Annotated in this window: 11 protein-coding genes; 7 read left to right on the top strand and 4 right to left on the bottom strand. The window is 63.1% G+C overall.

What is annotated here, in order from left to right:
* The first annotated feature begins 80 nt into the window (after positions 1–80).
* Together ABX74_RS00940 and ABX74_RS00935 are read left to right on the top strand one after the other, a co-directional pair.
* Positions 81–1310 carry a hypothetical protein gene (locus tag ABX74_RS00940; RefSeq protein WP_047888028.1) on the top strand — a complete coding sequence of 410 codons (1230 nt, stop codon included), beginning with the start codon at positions 81–83 and terminating at the stop codon, positions 1308–1310.
* A 136-nt stretch (positions 1311–1446) separates the two neighbouring features.
* A complete protein-coding gene (locus ABX74_RS00935; RefSeq protein ID WP_019749294.1) occupies positions 1447–2217 on the top strand; it encodes a hypothetical protein in 771 nt (256 codons plus the stop codon).
* Between the two features lie 2 nt (positions 2218–2219).
* Here the strand turns inward: ABX74_RS00935 and ABX74_RS00930 are convergent, their stop codons facing one another.
* Complete coding sequence (locus ABX74_RS00930) at positions 2220–3167, bottom strand: aldo/keto reductase (RefSeq protein WP_007732210.1); 948 nt, start codon at positions 3165–3167, stop codon at positions 2220–2222.
* Between the two features lie 183 nt (positions 3168–3350).
* On the opposite strand from ABX74_RS00930, the gene ABX74_RS00925 reads away from it, so the two are divergent.
* Genes ABX74_RS00925 through ABX74_RS00915 form a run of 3 tightly spaced genes read left to right on the top strand, consistent with a single transcriptional unit; the run spans position 3351 to position 8187 of the window.
* Positions 3351–3776, top strand: coding sequence for a hypothetical protein (locus ABX74_RS00925; RefSeq protein WP_047888027.1), 426 nt, complete (start codon positions 3351–3353; stop codon positions 3774–3776).
* Positions 3776–7894, top strand: coding sequence for a cation-translocating P-type ATPase (locus tag ABX74_RS00920; RefSeq protein WP_047888026.1), 4119 nt, complete (start codon positions 3776–3778; stop codon positions 7892–7894). The genes ABX74_RS00925 and ABX74_RS00920 overlap by 1 nt, the downstream gene beginning before the upstream one ends.
* Positions 7895–7905: 11 nt before the next feature.
* Positions 7906–8187, top strand: a complete 282-nt coding sequence (locus ABX74_RS00915) for a hypothetical protein (RefSeq protein WP_030536904.1) — start codon at positions 7906–7908, stop codon at positions 8185–8187.
* A gap of 69 nt (positions 8188–8256) precedes the next feature.
* Here ABX74_RS00915 and ABX74_RS00910 read toward each other — a convergent pair whose 3' ends face one another.
* Positions 8257–13740 (bottom strand): carboxyl transferase domain-containing protein, encoded by a 5484-nt coding sequence (locus ABX74_RS00910; RefSeq protein ID WP_047888050.1) that lies wholly within the window; start codon positions 13738–13740, stop codon positions 8257–8259.
* 508 nt (positions 13741–14248) lie between these two features.
* On the bottom strand, positions 14249–15019 hold the full coding sequence (locus ABX74_RS00905; protein WP_223257797.1) for a hypothetical protein: 771 nt from the start codon (positions 15017–15019) through the stop codon (positions 14249–14251).
* Between the two features lie 216 nt (positions 15020–15235).
* Between ABX74_RS00905 and ABX74_RS00900 the strand changes: the two genes are divergently transcribed.
* Both ABX74_RS00900 and ABX74_RS00895 read left to right on the top strand, forming a co-directional pair.
* Complete coding sequence (locus tag ABX74_RS00900) at positions 15236–15967, top strand: GNAT family N-acetyltransferase (protein WP_047888024.1); 732 nt, start codon at positions 15236–15238, stop codon at positions 15965–15967.
* Positions 15968–16020: 53 nt separating this feature from the next.
* Positions 16021–16995 carry a sigma-70 family RNA polymerase sigma factor gene (locus ABX74_RS00895; protein WP_020970164.1) on the top strand — a complete coding sequence of 325 codons (975 nt, stop codon included), beginning with the start codon at positions 16021–16023 and terminating at the stop codon, positions 16993–16995.
* Positions 16996–17067: 72 nt separating this feature from the next.
* Here ABX74_RS00895 and ABX74_RS00890 read toward each other — a convergent pair whose 3' ends face one another.
* Positions 17068–17478, bottom strand: a complete 411-nt coding sequence (locus ABX74_RS00890; protein ID WP_003945103.1) for a VOC family protein — start codon at positions 17476–17478, stop codon at positions 17068–17070.
* Positions 17479–17923 lie beyond the last annotated feature (445 nt).

Here is a 17923-nt window from a genome sequence, read left to right as displayed (position 1 = left end):
GCGGGCAGATAGGAGCGCGTTCGGGCGCGTGTCGGCGGATTCTGGAACAGTGGTAACCGGCACCCAGCAGGAGGCGTGAGATGACGGATGGCCGTGAGATGGCAGACGGAAATGGCGACGTCTTTGTCGTGGCGTCGGTGACCGAACGGCGAACGCTCATCTCCACCCGAGTCAGGGAGTGGTGTGCGGCGGGGACCGTCGAGTCGAACCGGCCGGAGTTGTCCGACGATGTCGCATTGCTGATCGCCGGCGGCTATGCGGACGAGTCGACGCGGTCGATCCTGGCGAACCGGCGCGGTGTCGGACGTTCGTTCCCGGAGATCGGCGGCTTTTCGGAGTTGAGGTATCTCACCGACGAGCTGGCCCGCACCAGGCGTCGACTGCTCGCGACACGCATCGGTCCAGTTCAGGTTGTCCTCGAACGGCGGGTGCAGACGCTGGACAAGCGCGTTCAGTCGATGCGATCGGCGATCGTGCATTCCAATCGTCATTTCGCGAGCAGCGTCCGTGCCATCCGCAAGGACCGCCGCGACGGTCTCCATCTCGACGTCGAGCAGCGCGAGGCTCTCTTTGCCGGGCTCACCTGTACGCCGGTTCCAGCCAAGCTGCCGGTGGGTCTCGGTGTCGTGGCCAGCAGTGGAAACGCAGCACTCGACAAACTCGCCGCCCAGTTCGGGAAGGTCCAGGGAACCGGTGTCATCGCCGATGCCGGAAGACGCATCGCGGAAGTCCTCGACGGACTGGTCGATTCCGAACCCGAAGGACGCGCCGGTGAGTACGACGCACTGCTTTACCTCGCCGGGAATCTTTTCGACCGGATCGAGAGTTCCAGCGCGTGGCATTCCGATCACTTCGTCATTCAACGTAATCAACTGGACTTGGCAGACGAGATCACGCAGATCGCGGTCGATACCGTAGCGCTGCGTTCGATACTCGCAGAGCTGGACGACGCGGCTGCGCTGGCACGCGACGAGGGAACCCGAGCCGGAATCGCTTCGCGAAGGGAAGCGCTCGGCACGGTCTGGGACCAGCTGGTCGAGCGCGTCGCGGCGCTCGCGCGGATCGGTGACCTGGTCGCACGGGCCGAGGATCAGTTGAGTTCGCAGCGCGCGGTTGCGCATGCAGCGAGCCTCGACAGCCGGATCGACGACCTACTCGCGCGCTCTGGTTCACGTGAACTTTCGGCTGCCAACACGCACTACGTCGGGGATCAATTCGACGGTGTGGAAGAACTGATGTTCGCTCACCGGGCGGCTCTTTACGGGGACATTGCACTGCTGACCTCCGGGAACGAGCGTCGGGCGCCGTAGTCAGGCTGTCGCCGGAGCTGTAAGGTCGAAGGTACTGACCGGCCGCACGATCGAAGAACAGGCCGAGAATTCGCTCTTTGCTCGACCCCGATGCCGATCCGGTGATGCGGGCGTACCCGCTCGAGACAGGTCGATCATGGAAGACACCGCAAGCCGCGGCATCAATGCGTTCATTTCCGAAGCTACGCAGCGTGGGGGCAAGGCTGTCCGCCTCACGCACTCACGTCGTAATCCCGTCGAGGTGACAGGCGCAGACGGCATCAGCCGAATCGTCCGAGTGCGTTCCAAGCTCGACGGTGACTGGCAGGCCAGGCGTCAGGACGAGTCGCTCGAGAGCGACGACACGCGCTCCGAGTTCTGGGTATTCGTCGACCTGGCTGCAGACCCGCACGAGTTCTTCATGCTGCCCTCCAACGAGGTCGCGGACGACATCCGTGCCGAGGTCGACCTGTGGATCATGGACAGCCCCGGACGCAATCGCACCGGACATCACGCGATTCCGCGCGGACGCGTCGTGCACGGTCACGATCGTTGGGATGCGCTGGGACTGGCCGCGGTCAAGGATCCGAGCATTTACGTGGAGGCCCCGGTTGCGACCAAGCGCAAGACGTCGCCGGTCGCCGCGAAGAAGCGTCGCGCCAGCGGTGTCGAGGAGATCGAAGTTGTCGACAATCGCCTCGAGATGACGGCTGATTGCCATGGATACCGCTGGGTCGGACGCTTCGACGAAAGCACCGAGGTCGTCGAGATCATGCGCGGACCGATGGAAGGCCGCCGATTCCCTGATCCGACCGCGGCCGCCAATGCCGTGACCGGTCACATTTCAGGCGACACCGAGAGCCATGACGGCTGGTCGTTCTGGACGATCAACAACACGGCCCTCGGCGCTCATCTCAAAACTGCCTGATTTCAGGCGCCGACTGCCGCCGACACCCGTTCGAGAGTGTCCAATTCATTCGACGACAGCACCAGATTCGGGGCGTCCAGTAGCGCCGGGAGTTGCTCCGGCCGGCTGACGCTCGCGATCGGTGCGGTGATGCCAGGTCGAGTCAGCAGCCAAGCCAGCGCGACGGTCGAGATCTCGCTGTCGTGTGCCTGCGCGATTGTTGCCAGTTCCGCGACGACGTCGAGTCCGGCGTCGCTGAAGTATCCGGCGGTCAGTCGTTCGCGGGAGCTGCCTTCGATGTCCGCGCGGGTCTTGTACTTTCCGGTCAGGAAGCCGGAAGCGAGAGCGAAGTACGGGAAGACGCTGATGTTGTTGTCGGTGGCGATCTGCGCGAGTTCGGGTTCGTACGACTTGCGGTGCACCAGGTTGTAGTGCGGTTGCAGCGCGATGGGCGCGGCGTAACCGTTCTCCTCGGTGATCCGCAGCCACTCCCGGACGCGGTCGGGGCTGTAGTTGGAGATTCCGAGATAGCGAACCTTGCCCGCGACGACCAACGCATTGAAGGCTTCGAGAGTTTCCTCGAGCGGAGTCTGCGGGTCGTCGAAATGTGCGTAGTACAGATCGATGCAGTCCGTCTGCAGGCGCTGCAGCGACGCCTCAGCTGCGGCCGCGATGTTGTCGGCCTTCAGTCCCTTGAAATCGGGATGGCTACCCACCTTGGTGGCGACGACGATGTCGTTCTGCAGTCCCCGATCGGTGATCCATTTCCCGATGATCGTTTCGGATTCCCCGCCGGAATTGCCGGGAGCCGACGCCGTGTACGAGTCGGAGGTGTCGATGAAGTTTGCACCGGCTTCGGCGAACGAGTCGAGGATCTCGAAGGACGTCTTCTCGTCTGCTGTCCATCCGAAAGGGTTGCCGCCCAAGCTAAGTCGGAAGATGTCGAGGTCCGAATTTCCGATGATCGCCACTGTGTGGAACTCCCGTCGATGAAGGTGGTCGCTGCATCCCGCACCGTACCCTCTCACGGCGCTGACGATGGCGCGCCCTCGCCAGGTTCGCCGAAAAATGTATCGGATCGTGATTGCCGCCGTCGGTGTTGGGTATGGCCTCAAATACTGAATTCTTCGATGGACTGCTGATAGGAGCGTCCGATGATGATTGTGGACGAAGCCACCCGCGTCGTTCGTGGTGTGGCAGACGCAACGACGACGGTGGCTGGAGCCGTCGGTGGTGGAGTGATCGGTGGAGTGACGGGCGGGATACGCGGAACGGCGGAGGGCGTCCGAGACGGAATTCGTGCGGGTAGTTCCTCGACGCCGACCGCGGTTCTCACGATGGCCGCCGTCGGCGCGGCGGGATTGGTGGAGTGGCCGGTGCTCTTGGCGGTCGGCGGCACGGCCCTGGTACTTCACGAATGGGATCGCAAGAGCGCGCGACCCGATCATGCGGTCAAGGCGGTTGGGCGCGCGACCAAGACGGAACCGGCAAAGAAGGAATCGAGCGGAAACTCCCACAAGGCGGCCAGTCGGTCGCAGGATCGAACTCACAGTTCTTCGCACACTCGATCCACTCACTGATGTTCTCAGCGATGGCCCGGCGTGCGGTGTCGGTGGCAACTTTGCCGCCGCGCCTGGCGTTGTCTGGTCTGGCGTTGGTCGGTGGTTCGACGATTCCGCGAACCGCTGTCAGTGACGTGGCGCTGCGGACTGGCACTCTTGCGCTGGCGGGCGTCGGGATGATTCCTGCAGCAGCGGGATCGATTCTTCGTGCCCCGCGAATGCCGGGTTCCGCCTATGTCTCGGCGGCGGTGTCGGCGATCAATTATCAACCCCGGGTGCGTCGGCGAATCGAACAGCGCCTCGGCCGTTCGCTCACCGACTTCGCATTGGAGTCGGCGACGTCGTTCGCGGATGTTCTGACCTACGCGCCTGCGTCATTGGGCGTGGATTTCGGGCTGCGGACGATGCTGCTACGCGAAACTCTGGCGGCGCGAAACTCTCGGCTGGTGTGGCGACTCGAACCTGGCGGTCGCGGTGCTTCCACGAGGCGTGACCCGAGTGGTCCGGGGGAGCGTTATGCCGACAGGATCGCTGGGGTTCAGCTGGCGGCTGGGGCTGCACTGGCTACCGTGTCTGCCGGCGGTGACACCGTTGCGACGAGCATCAAGGTTTCGGCGCCGCGGCCGCTTCGGATGTCACGCGAATCGTTCGCTGCTGGTTTGTTATACGGTCTGTGGCGGACGCACCACGTCGCCGTTTCGGACCCTGCGGCTCTACGCATGCTCGATCGCGTCGATACCGTCCTCGTCGATCCGAGTGTCCTTTTCGACGACGCGCTCCGGGTTTCCGACATACGAGAGGTGTCCGAGTCGGACCGCGTCGTGGTGTGGGCACATGCCAGGGAAGCGCTTGACGCCGGCTCGCTCGGGGTCGGAAGACACCGCATCGACGGCGCCGAAGTTGTCGTAAGACCGGTGCGAAAAGGGTTGGCGGAATCACTGATAGGTGAGATACGCGCGAGCGGGGTCGCAGCGGCCACGATCGACGACGACGGGCTCGGATCACTGCGAAGCGGATTCGACGAGCTCTATCCGGCGCAATCGACTCCCGAAGCCGGCCTGCGCGAAGCTCTCTCGGCGTTGGTGGCCGAGGGTCGGACAGTTGCGATCGTGTCGAGTAGGGCGATAGCGGGGCAGGCAGTGCTGCGCATCGGGATTTCACCACCGAGTGGCGAGCACGTGAGTGCCGACATCCACACCGACTTGGCCGGGGCGTGGCGGGTCGTCCATGCGCTCTCGGCTGCCCGAACAGCGACGAGGCGCGGCGTCGAACTCTCCTCGGGTTCTTCGGCATTGGGTGCCTTGATTATGCTTCCGGGAGTTCGAGGGGCTGGGCCGGGGCCGGTCACGGCTGGTTCGGTCGCGGGACTGTGGACCGGATACACCCTGTCCCGATCTGTGATTCAGGCTCCCGCCCCTGTCGGTGCTCCGAGCGATCGCTGGCATGAGATGGACGGTGATTCTGTCGTTCGCGAACTCGCCGAATCCGTCCGGCATACGCCGCAGCGCGCCGACGCTCGTGTGCGAGCGCCCGCACGCTTCAGGTTGATCCGTGACGGATTGTCGGCGTTGCGAACAGAATTGGCGGATCCACTCACGCCGGTGTTGGCAACCGGCTCGGCGGCCAGTGCAGTCCTCGGTTCACCGGTAGACGCCGTCCTGGTCGGTTCGGTTTTGGTCGGCAATGCCGCGATGTCCGCTGTTCAACGACTTCATTCGGAACGGGCAGTGCAGCGACTTTTGCGGACTCAGGAACCGGTAGCTCGGCGAGTAACCAACATTGGCGAGGTCGAGACTGCGGCAGACGCGCTCGAACTCGGTGACGTCGTGGCCCTCGAGTCCGGGGACATCGTGCCCGCCGATTGTCGACTGTTGATCGCCGAATCGCTGGAAGACGACGAGTCGTCGTTGACGGGGGAGTCCATGCCCGTCGACAAACAGACCGACCCGACCCCTGGGATGCCCCTGGCCGAGCGAAGGTGCATGGCCTATACCGGGACAACAGTGCTTGCCGGCTCCGGTCGTGGCGTGGTCACGGCCACCGGAGCTCGAACGGTGACCAGGCGCGCCGATGTCGGTGTATCCCGATCCGGACCTGCTGTGGGCCTGACCAACAGACTGCGCGAACTCACCAGGGCGACTCTGCCGGCCAGTATCGGCGGCGGAGCGTTGGTGACAGTCGCGGGTCTGATTCGTGGTACCGGTCTGCGCCGCGCCGTCACCGGAGGCGTGGCCGTTGCCGTGGCCGCCGTGCCGGAGGGATTGCCTCTGGTTGCGACCCTGGCTCAGCAGGCGGCAGCTCGAAGGCTCACTGCAGCAGGAGTGTTGGTGCGTGCTCCACGTTCGATCGAAGCGCTCGGGCGTGTCGACGTGGTCTGCTTCGACAAGACCGGAACCCTCAGTGAGAACAAGCTACGGGTGGCCGCGGTCGAACGCGTCGACGGTTGGGGCGAAAGTGAGATTTTGGAAGTTGCGGCGCGCAGTGCTCTGGGAAGTCGCGACGATCGCGTGTTTCATTCGACGGACGCCGCCGTCGTCGATGCAGCCGAACAAGCTCTGGACGAGGCTCGGGTTTTCGGTGATGCCGACGCGCTCAACCTCGTTCCGTTCAGGTCTGGGCGGCCGTACTCGGCAGCCCTACTGGGCAGACGGATCGCACTGAAGGGTTCACCGGAATTCGTGGCGGAGGCAGGGCGGGATCCGAATGCTGTGTCGGCGAGCCACGTTCAGAGCATGGCCGGACGCGGACTGCGGGTGGTTGCCGTCGCACAGCGCGAGTTGTCGGAACACGATGCGCGACGCGCTGCGGAGGACTCGGAATTTCTCGAACAGTGTTGCTCCGAGGGGTTGGAAGCGGTCGGCCTTCTCGGACTCTCGGACACGCTCAGACCCGAAGCAACGCAACTTGTTCGAGAACTTCAAGGCAACGGACAGCAAGTGCGCGTGCTGACCGGGGATCATCCGACAACAGCGGCGGCGGTCGCCACCGAACTGGGGATGGATGTGGCGCGTGAGGACGTGGTCACCGGTCCGGACTGGGAGAACTTCTCTCGCGCAGAACGACGGAACGCCGTCCGCGGCAGCAGCGTCTTTGCGCGCGTGACACCCGAGCAGAAGGTCGAGATCGTGCAAGCGTTGGAGACTGACGGGCGCGTGTGCGCCATGGTCGGTGACGGCGCGAACGATGCTGCGGCGATCCGAGTTTCCAGCGTGGGAATCGGGGTGGCGTCGACTGACAGCGATCCGGCGCGCGGCGCCGCAGACATCGTGCTCCTCGACGGCCGTGTCGGCGGATTGACCGACGCATTGGACGAGGGCAGTCAATTGTGGCGGCGGGTCAGATCAGCGGTGGGGGTTTTGCTCGGAGGCAACGCGGGTGAAGTCGCATTCGCTCTGATCGGTTCTGCGCTGTCCGGCGAATCACCGCTCAACGCAAGGCAGTTGCTACTGGTCAATCTGATGACGGACGCCTTGCCCGCTGCTGCGCTTGCGGTGAGCACCCCGTCCGAGAACGGATCCGAGAAGTCCGAACAGATGGACACTCATGCGTTGTGGCAGACGATCGCTGTCCGCGGCGGTGCCACGGCAATCGGTGCGCTGGCAGCGTGGCTTCTGGCCCGGACGAGCGGCAGGCGGCGGCGAGCGTCGACGGTGGCGTTGGTTGCCCTGGTGGGCACCCAACTGGGGCAGACGCTGCTCGAATCGCGCAGTCCGCTGGTGGTCGCAACAGTTGCCGGGTCCGCTGCGGCGCTGGCGACGCTCGTCAGCACACCGGTGGTGAGCCAATTTCTCGGTTGCACGCCGCTCGGTCCGATTGGGTGGGGCCAAGCCGTGGGCTGTGCGTCGGCAGCGACGCTGCTGGCGGCGCTGGCTCCGCGGGTGTTGGAGCGGATCGCCGCAACTGAGGAGACTGGAACTGAGGAGAGCGCGGAAGGTCAGTCGACGATTCGCAAGATCCCGACGCGGACGAGCACCGCGTACACCTCCCGAACCGGGGGAGTCAGCGCTCGCGACAGCGTGGAAATCAGCGAAGCGGAAATCAAAGAAGCGGAAACCGGTGAATCGGACACGCTTGTGAGCGTCGCTGCTGGAAGTGACACGTCGCCGAACTCCCGGGCGACCCGAGATGAATCCTGAGGAATCGTGACATGTCCCAGAACACCGTCGACCACACGAACCCCGTCGATCACCGCGCGGTAGTGGAATCCGTCCGTTCGGCTCGGAGCTTCGAGTTGGAGCTACCGATCGTCGGTGCCATTCCGGTTCCGAGACCCGAGCAGATCGCCTATTTTGCGGTGATGGGACTGATGGTTGCGTTCGAGATCATCGAGTGGCCCGTGGCAGTCACCATCGCGGCGGGGCATCTGCTCGCAACAGAGCAGCACAATCACGTCCTCGAAGAGATCGGAGAGGCGCTCGAGGGCGTCTGATGCCGGCGCGGTGCGGACACAAATCGAGCGGCCCCGCATTTCGCGGGACCGCTCGACGTGCGGAGAAACTTACTGCGCGAGTGCGCGCTTCATGCCGCGTTCGACTGCTGCGATGATCTGCGGACGCAGTTCTGCGGCAGGGACGATCTCATCCACCGAGCCGACCTCTCGGGCCCGCTGGATGTTGTGGATCGCTTCGAATTCGGATGCCACTTCGCCGAGCTTGTCGGAGCGGACGGCGATGCGCTGAGCGTTCAGTTCGACGCGCAGGTGTGCTTTCTCCGTGTCGTCCTTGGCTGCTGCCAAGTCTGCTTCCAGTTGCTGCACCTTCGGGTCGTTGTTGGTGCGGGTGTTCACCTCACGGGTGAAGACCACTGCGGCGGCGGGGGCGCCGCCGAGTACCGAGGCGAACGAACCTTCGACAGCAAGAACTTCCATGTTGTCGTTGAGCGCACCGGAGAATACGACGAACGCGCCGCCGTGGTAGCGGGAAACGACGCAGAACACGATCGGTCCGTCGAAGTTGACGATGGCGCGGCCGATCTCGGCGCCGTACTCGAGCTGGATGTTGCGCAGCGACTCCGGGGAACCGTCGAAGCCGGACAGGTTGGCCAGCACCACGATCGGACGGTTGCCGCTCGCAGCATTGATCGCGCGGGCAGTCTTCTTCGACGAGTTCGGGAACAGCGTTCCCGACGTCCAGGTGTCGGGACCGTCGGCGGGGAAGTGCCCCTTACGTGGGATCGCGCGGGATTCGATGCCCACCACTGTGACCGGATGTCCGGCGAGGTGCGCGTCCAGAACGACCGAGGTGTCGGCGCCGGCCATGTCGGCCCAACGCTCGAGAACCGAGTGGTCCTGGTCGACCACCGACCGCATCACGGTGCGAATGTCGAAGGGCTTCTTGCGATCCGGGTTCTTCGCCGAGGAGAAGATGTCGCCGACCGTCTCGAAGTCGCTCGACGGGTGGGTGTGCGGGAAGCTACGTACGTCGCGATCGATGGGGTCCGTCGTCGCTGCGCGACGCGGGAACCGTTCGCCGGGAGCGAGGTACGAGTGTGCGTAGTGACGGAACAGGATCTCGCACGCCGCAGTGAGGTCGGGGGCCCAGTACTGCGCCTGGCCGTTGGGGCCCATGACGCGGTCGTAACCACCGATACCGAAGTTGTCCTCGGCCGACACACCACCGGAGTAGTCGAGAGACTGCTTGCCGGTCAGCACCATCGCGCTGTCCGGGGTCATCACCAGAATGCCCTTGGTGTGCATCAACATGGTGGCTTCGGCGTTCCAGTAGGGCTGAGCGCCGACGTTGATTCCCGTGACGACGATATTGATTTCGCCGCCGTTCTGGGTGAAGGTGATGATCCGGCGCAGGCCACGGGAGACCCAGTCCATGTTCTCGGTGCCGCTCTCCATCGAGATGGTGGCACCCGAGGACAGTGCAAACCACTCGACCGGAGCGTTCAACTTCTCGGCCAGGTCGATGGCAGCGACCACGCGTGAGCATTCGGCCTCGGCCACGGTACCGAGCGCCTTGGTGGGGTCACCGAAGAGCGCGACACGGGTCATTCCCTCGGGATAGCGCGGCGTCGGAGTGTTCACGAGGCCGACGACGATGCCGGCCTTGTTGAGCCCGTACGGACGCTCGACAGGTGAGAGGACGCCCGCTTCGTCGAAGTCGTGCTCGACGAAGGTGCCCTTGGTGCCGGTCAGGAGCGGAATCAGCTCGTACGGGTACACCGTGCCGCGTGCCCGCGAACTCTGGACCTTCTGGGCGTACGCGTCGAGGGGGAGCAGCGGTTCAGTGGGAGGCGTGGTCTTGTTGATGACCACACCGGCACCTGCGCGGTAGGAGAATCGCAGTGCAACTTCCTTGGGCGCGCCGCCCTTTCGGTCCTTCAGGCGGGTGATGAGTGTGATCTCTTCTAGCCCGGCGCCGACGGTCAGTCGGGCTGCGTTCTGAGCGATCACGGAGAAGCGTTCGCTGGGAACGTCGGCGACCGGCCACACGTAGAGCACGACGCGGTTGGCTGCCAGTCGACGCTTGTCTCCGCGCTGGGACTGCGCACGGCGGATGCCGTCGAGGCACGCGGCAAGTGTGCGCTCGATGGCGGGAAGCGCAACCATCTGGCCTTCGTCGTCGAGCTGCGGTGTCACGTCACGGATTTCCGCGAGAGCGATCAGGCGCTCGTCCTTCGGGTTCTCCTTGGCGGAGAGGTGGAACAGGTAGGTGTTCTCCGGAGCCGGCAGACGCTTGCCGTTGAAGTTCTTCAGACGCCACATGTCCAGACGCTGACCCGTGAGCGGATGCATGTCGCGGATGATGTTGTCCTCGACCAGTTCACCGTCGATCGGGCGGAAGGTGACCCAGCGGACCGGCTCCCCATTCGGATTGCAGATGATCACAGTTGCGCGGCGGGACCGCGTGATCGTCTCGTTGCGCGAGAGTTCGGTGCGCAGCGTCTCGACGAGCGTGTCGCCGTCGGCGGGCTGATTCGGCCAGTCGAGGTAGATGTCGACTACCAGACCGCGACCGGATGGAGCATCCTGCGCGATCGTGGTGACATCGTCGAGAGCCGTTCCGAGAGCGTCGAATTCGGCCACCGTCGAGACCAGATGTAGCCCGTCGCCCTTGAGGTCGAAGTTACCGGTCACGAAACGGCGGTCGACGTGCTCGAAAACGCGGACGTCTTCGAAGGAATGAATCTTGTAGTAGCGACGCGTGATGACCTCGAGCAGAGGGCCGCCATCGCGGTTGCCAAGGCCGATCTTTCGACCCAACAGGTCCAGGAGCGGTTCGGGAGTGGCGACGAGGTTGGCGATTCGCTCGTCGAAATCGGCAGCGTCCGGCTGCTCTTCGAGGTAGGCGAGGTTGCCGCGTACTCCGTCGTAGACGTCTTCGCGAACCTTGCGGATGCGCGGCTCGTCGAAGAACCGGAAGCGAAGGTTGCGGGCGACGTCGCCGATGACGGGGTAGCGGACCTGCGTCGCGACGATGAGTCGATCGAGAACCTCGTTGAGCTCCTGAGCCGAGCAACCGGGAGCCTTGTCGCCGACGAGCCAGCCTTCGAGAAGTGCTGCAATGACCGGGATTTGGGCTTCCATGCGCTGCAGAGCCAGGAAGAGTCGGTACACCGCTTCCTCGACGGCCTGGCGATCTTCCAGATCGGTGACGTCGTAGTGGCGAAGTGCCCGTTCGAGTCTCGTGCGGAACGACGCCGGCAAACCTTCGCGCTCGGAGTCGAGTGAGTGCAGGAAGGTGTGGAAGTGCTCGCGGGGGCTGTGGACGGATTCGTCCTTCGCGGACTCACCCGAGGTGGGCTTGTTGCGCGAGAGTTCGCAGATGTCGGCGAAGGTGGTCAGCACAGCCAGTTCGGCCTGTACCAGTTCGCGGTCCTCGGATTCGAGAGCGCTGCGAAGTGCGTCGTACTCGGCCAGAACAGCATTTGCGTGCTTACCGCTGACGTCGTAGCCACTGATCATCGCGGTCAGTGCTTCGAGCTGTGCCAATGCGTCGTCGCGGGCGTCGGAACCGGAAGTTGCCGCCGGAAGATCGAATTGGACTCGCGGAGCTTTCTCCGTGACAGCTTCCTCGCTGACCTGGTCGACGCGCAGGAGCGGCGCGCCGGCATCGACCTGAGAGTTGACGGTAGCGAGAACTTCACGCACCTTGCCCGCGTACGGTGCGCGAACTGCGGTCTCCATCTTCATGGATTCGAGCACGACCAGGGTGGAGCCGGCTTCGACGTCGTCGCCGACCGCGACCGGTACGGCCACCACGACGGCGGGAGCCGGTGCGCGGACCACTCCGGCGTCGTCCTGGCTGATCTGGTGGCTGATGCCGTCGACCTCGACGAGATAGCGAGCCGGGCTCACGACGGACACGACGTGGAAGCGCCGATCACCGATCACCAGCCGTGACTCGAAGTCACCGAGACGATCGACGTCGACCTCGATGTCGCCGGCGTCTCCGTCGACGCGGTAGCGGTGCGGGCCGATACGCCCGACGGTCAGTTTGTATGCCTGACCTTGGTAGTTGAGCTCGACGGTACGGCCGATCGCGTGATTGGCGCGGGGACGGCCGCCACGTGCAGAGGCGAGGAAGGCCGCACGCTCGAGGGACTCCTCGGCGTCGTAGGCATCGATGGCGGTGGCGATCAGTGCGACGTCCGCGCGGCGAGTGGTGCCGGTCAGGGCGCCTGTGCGGTCGAGCCAGCCGGTATCCGCGGATGCCGAGATGACCTCGTCGCGATCGAGTAGATCGAGGAGGAACGACTTGGTGGTGGTGCCGCCGTCGAGTACGACTGTGGTTTCACGAAGGGCGGTACGCAGGCGCGCAAGTGCCTCGGAGCGGTTGCGGCCCCAGGCGATGACCTTCGCGACCATCGAGTCGTAGTCGGGCGGAATGACGTCCCCGGCAGCGATGCCGGTGTCGACCCGGATGCCGGAGCCGAGCGGGAACTTGAGGAGCTGAACCGTGCCGGGTGCCGGCGCGAAATCGTTGTCCGCGTCCTCGGCATTGAGGCGGGCTTCGACGGCGTGGCCGAATGCGGGCGGGCAGTCACCGACCAATTCGTCACCACTGGCGACCAGAATCTGCAGTTTGACGAGGTCGATTCCGGTGGTGACCTCGGTGATCGGGTGCTCGACCTGCAGACGGGTGTTGACCTCGAGGAACGTGAAGAGCTTGTTCTCGGGCTGGTAGAGGTATTCGACCGTGCCTGCGCCCTGGTATCCGGCTGCCTTGACCAGTTCGGCGGACACCTTCTTGAGGTGGTCAGACTGTTCTTCGGTCAGGACGGGGGAGGAGGATTCTTCGATGACCTTCTGGTTGCGGCGCTGAATCGAGCAGTCGCGAACGCCCGGAGCCCAGACATTGCCGTGGTTGTCGGCGATGACCTGTACCTCGACGTGGCGTGCATCGGTGACAAGGCGTTCGAGGAAGACGACGGGGTCGCCGAAGGATCGCTCTGCTTCGCCCTGCGTGCGCTCGAGTGCAACTTCGAGTTCGTCTTCGGCCCAGACCTTGCGGATACCGCGTCCACCGCCGCCGCTTCGGGCCTTGATGATCAGGGGATATCCGATGGACTGAGCATGACGACGAGCGTCGGCGCGGGTTTCGACCGGTCCGCCGCTCCACGGGGCGACAGGTACGCCGACCTTCTCGGCCAGGATCTTGGCAGCAACCTTGTCGCCGAGCAGGCGCATCGCGTCGGCGCTCGGGCCGATGAACGTGATGCCCAGTTTGGCGACGATCTCGGCGAAGGCGGGATCCTCGGCCACGAAGCCCCAGCCGACCCAGACTGCGTCGGCCTTGGCTGCGAGGAGTGCTCGCTCGAGTTCGGCGTAGTCGAGATACGGGCTGCCGGTGCCGGTGCTGCGCAGGGTCACACCCTCGTCTGCCTGGCGGACGAACATGGCGCGGCGCTCGGCCTCGGTGTGCAGTGCAATGACGCGAATGCCGTAGTCGTGTTCGGCGTTCAGTTCGCGTACAGCCCTGATCAGCCGGACCGCGGCCTCACCTCGATTGACCACTGCGATTCGTTTGAACATTGTCACTGCCACCGTCCTTGATGAGATTCTTCGTCACGTACGTTGCGATATGAGCCGACCGTGTCCCACATACCCGGATTACCTGGTTCGTGAACTACGCCGCGATGCGCTGTGTTTCCCCCGGTTGCGCGTCGGCAAGTGATTGCCCTTCCGGTTCGTAGAGTCCCCTGCGCTCAGGCACGGCGTGCCTTGTGCGCCACCCTGCAGGCGTGGACTCAGAACCGCTCCAATCACGAATCAGCAACATATTGTGTCTGCTTCCAGGGAATCCCTGGTTTATCTAAGAATGCAGTATGTCGACGCTCATGTCACCTGGGCGAATTGAAGAATATTAGTCAACGTGAACCACGGTTACACTTATAGCGTTAAATCATTGTGGTGCAATGGAATTCGACCCTGTGACACGGATCACGATGGTAATGAAATTGGCAAGAAAGTGAATACTCACTGGTAACAAAATCGCGTATTCGGAGAATTCTCCCGATTGCTCGATTATTACTGATCGGTACTACTGGCGAGTATTTTCTATGTCCCCTCGGACTGTATTCGAGAAATCGCCTTCGATGGTTGCAATGTGCTGTGCGATCGCGTCGAGTCCTGCGGGAGGGAGCTGCAATGCGTTGGCGAGAGCAAGCGAAGCCCGCTTGAAGTGCTCCACGAGTGGTTCGTACTTCGTGACCAGCCTCAGCGTGTCGGTCTCGCTCAGGTACTTCACGCTTCCCGCGTTGTCGACGAAGTCGCTGAACTTCACGAGGAACACAGCGGGATCCGCGATCGCGCGGATGACGTGATCCTGGTAGCCGGTGGTGTTGTCGTGCGGGTAGTCGATTGGATTGGTCACTGCCTCAACAAGTTCGGAGATTCTGTGGCCGAAGTGCGAGGCGATGAGTGTTGACGCACGTTCTTGCGCTTCGGATGCAGACATGTCGTCCGCAGTCCGGCCACCGAGGAGTGCGATGACGGCGTGTGGTCGGTCCTCGACCGTGTCGTGAAGCGCGGTTGCGCTCAGGATCTCGACATCGGAGCACCCGTACCGAAGCAGCCGCAACACATTTCGTAGGGGATGAACGATGTAGGGATCCTCGTCGGACTTGATCCCGTTCTTTCTGAACTGATCGAGGTGCGCGAGGGTCGCGACCTCCATGGCGAGTCGCAAGGTTTCACCCGGGAGTGCCATCTCGTCGACGGCGCTCTCTATCGCGAAGACCAGCGTCGCGGCGTCCATTTCCTTCAGGGGTAGCTGGTCGAATGCAGATCTGATCGGGTCGGAGTGGCTCATGGCGAACAGCCTTTCGTTTGGTGTAGGTGTCGCGACGAAAGTCTTTATCAGAATCTGCCCTCGAACCGTGGTCGTCACCGGGCGTGGGGCGGAAGTCAGAATCATCTTGATTCTATCCGGCGACTACGACAGCAAGTGTTCCTAGCGTTGTGATCGAGGTGGGCGGGGAGTTTCGGTCGCCTCCATCACTGGCAGACTTGGGTAGGAAGAGGTTCGATGATCACGGAGGCGACCCTGGCGTCGTTTGTCGAGACTGTTGACACGGATGTCGACATCCATCCACTGGACGATCCTGTGCGACAAGGTCTTCGCGGACATCATGCGCAATTCGCTCGCTGGGCAGGGAGAGTTGCGCGATACGACCCGACAGTCGCTCCGTTTGTCGGTCATCCGCCTGAGTTGGACGCCGAAGACTGGGAGAACCTACGCACACTCGTAGGTCCAGGCGGCACAGTAGGTTTACGAGGATTTGATCATCAGCCGCCGGAAGGGTGGCGCGTTGTGGATCAGTTCGGCTCGGTGCAGATGGACGGTTCAGCACTCGAAGTCTCCGTTGATCCGGCGGTCGAACTTCTCGGAACGGGCGACGTTCCCGAAATTCTGGCGTTGATCGAGCGCACCAAGCCCGGACCGTTTCTTCCTCGTACCGTCGAGATGGGGAGCTACTACGGCATTCGCGTCGACGGAAGACTTGTTGCCATGGCAGGGGAGCGGTTGCACCCTCCGGGATGGACGGAAATCAGTGCGGTGTGCACCGACAGCGACTTCCGAGGTCGAGGCCTGGGCACGACGCTGATCCGTGCCGTAGCCGCCGGGATTCGCGAACGCGGCGAGCTGCCGTTTCTCCATGCAGTGCAATCGAATACGAATGCGATCAGACTCTACGAATCGCTGGGGTTCGTTCTGCGGAAGCGATCCCGGTTGACTGCGGTTCAGGCGCCGGCCTGATCGAATTCTCGCCGACGCCTGTGTTTCGGGCGCTCGGCCACTAGTCTGAACAAATGACAGTCGATCAGGCGTTGGACAGTGATTTCCTCACTCTTGCCGATCCGTACCGCCGCGAGTTGCTGGCGCACTGCTATCGCATGATGGGGTCGATTCACGACGCCGAAGACCAGGTCCAAGAGACGTTCATCCGGGCTTGGCGCGGGTTCGAAGGTTACAAAGGCCAGTCGTCGCTCAGGACCTGGCTCTATCGCATCGCGACGAATACGTGCCTGACCGCGCTGGAGGGGAGATCGAGGCGTCCACTCCCGACCGGCCTCGGTGCACCTAGTTCGGACCCGGCCGACGATTTGATCGAGCGCAACGAGATTGCCTGGTTGGAACCGATCGCGGATTCTGCGTTGGGCGACGTCAATGATCCCGCCGTCATGGTCGTCAATCGCGATTCGGTCAGGCTTGCGCTGGTTGCCGCGCTGCAGCACTTGTCCGCCCGCCAACGTGCGGTTCTGGTTCTGCGTGACGTTCTCCAGTGGAAGGCGTCAGAAGTTGCGGAGGCGCTGGACACCACAACCACTGCGGTGAACAGCCTGCTGCAGCGGGCTCGCGCGCAGATCAATCACATCGGGCCCACTGAGGACGATCTCGTGGAACCGACTACCGAGGCTGCCCGGAAGTTGCTTCGCGACTACGTGCACAGCTTCGAGAGCTACGACGTCGAGGCCATCGTTGAGCTGTTCACGCGTGAAGCCATCTGGGAGATGCCTCCGTTCGAGGGCTGGTACCAGGGCCCCGAGGCAATCGGGCAGCTCATCGGAACCAAATGCCCGGCGGACGGACCAGGAGCGATGCGGCTGCTACCGACCGCCGCCAACGGCCAGCCGGCGTTCGGCCTCTATATGCGCGAGCCCGATGGGGTTCACCGTGCTTTCCAGTTGCACGTTCTCGATGTCACCGAGTCCGGGATCTCGCACGTCACGTGTTTCTTCGATCTGAGTCTGTTCGCACGGTTCGGATTGCCTGCAGAGCTGTAGGGGCAAGGAGTTGCGCGAGCCCTCCGGTATGGAGGGACCCGCGCGCCTACTCGTTACTGCTGTTGTTCTGCGTTACTGCTGGGGAACAGTCGCAGCCGGGTCCATCCACATGACCTCCCAGACGTGATTGTCGAGGTCGCGGAACGCGCGTCCGTACATGAAGCCGTGATCCTGGGGCTCCATCCACTTGCTACCGCCGGCAGCGATCGCCGCGTCGACGAAGGTGTCGACTTCCTCCCTGCTGTCGGCCGACACGCACATCAGTGCTTCTCGAGCTTTCGACGTGTCACAGATGTCGTCGGCGATGAAGTCCCCGAAACGGGGTTCGTTCAGGAACATGACCGTGGCGGAATCACTGACGATCATCGAGACAGTGTTCTCGTCACTGAACATGTCGTTGAACTCGAAGCCGAGGCCGCTGAAGAACGCGCGGGTAGCGGCGACGTCCTTGACCGGCATGTTGACGAAGAGAAGACGAGACATTGGGTGCTCCTTGAAGTCGGTTGACTGATTACTGAACGCTTCGGTTCCTGTTGGTTCCTGCTCATACAGACCGCAGTGGGCGCGGAAAGTCATCGCGAGAGGTAAAAATTCGAGGAAACTATCGGCTGTTAACCCGCTTCAGTGCTTTGACCTGGCGATTTGGTGTTGTGTTGATCTTCGCGTAACTTTGTCCAGGTCAGAGCGACACGGACACCGACTCCCACCTGCGAGGGTGAGTGACACGAGGTTGTACGAAGTGCCTGGCGAACACAATCCAGTTTTTCTTCACGGGGTTCCGGTTTGCGCCGGTGACCTGGTTGGGATAGGCTGGAAAAGTTGCCCCGGAGCGGCGGCCATAGGGTCGTGGTGATGGTGTGTGCGTGTTCTTTGAGAACTCAACAGTGTGTCGATGAATGTCAGTGCCAAATATTTTTTGGTACTTCAC

The sequence above is a fragment of the Rhodococcus sp. ARP2 genome, assembly GCF_001029585.1.
Taxonomy (GTDB): domain Bacteria; phylum Actinomycetota; class Actinomycetes; order Mycobacteriales; family Mycobacteriaceae; genus Rhodococcus_F; species Rhodococcus_F erythropolis.
Note: the sequence above shows the minus strand (reverse complement) of the source record. Positions and strands in the feature narration are given on the sequence as shown.